General features: G+C 53.4%; 1 protein-coding gene. It reads left to right on the top strand.

The annotated features are described in order from the left end of the window. Positions 1 to 515 (top strand): hypothetical protein (locus GJB59_RS13680; RefSeq protein ID WP_203583276.1); only part of this gene is annotated, 515 nt, incomplete at both ends.

Genomic DNA, 515 nt, shown 5'->3' with positions numbered 1-515 from the left:
CTTCTTGCCAATGCGGATGACCTGACGGCTGCCGTCACGTCTGTCTACGGCGAAGAAGCCGGTGCGCAGTTTGATGAAACATGGAAATCGCATATCGGCTATTTTGTCGACTACGTAGTTGCGACAGGTGAAGAGAACACAGAAGGCCAGGAACAGGCACGCGCTGAACTGGATGAATACATCGTGGAACAGGCAGCCCTGCTTGATTCGGCGACAGAAGGACGCGTTCCGGCTGATGCATTAGAAGAAGGATTGACAGCCCACGTAGACCAATTGTTGGTAGCATTTGATTCCTACGTAGCAGGCGATTACGAAACAGCATACAGCTCGATTCGTGAAGCGTATGCACACATGACAATGCCGGCAGCTGGCTTGTCCGCAGCGATTGTGGACCAATTCCCGGAAGAATTCGGTGCAGCGGAAATGCCATCTGAAATGCCTGCGACAGGCATGGGCGGCACAGCGGATACAGGATCGTTCCCATTCCTATGGGTACTGGCTGGCTTGATGCTTGC

This window comes from Planococcus soli, assembly GCF_016881065.1.
Taxonomy (GTDB): Bacteria; Bacillota; Bacilli; order Bacillales_A; family Planococcaceae; genus Planococcus; species Planococcus soli.
Note: the sequence above shows the minus strand (reverse complement) of the source record. Positions and strands in the feature narration are given on the sequence as shown.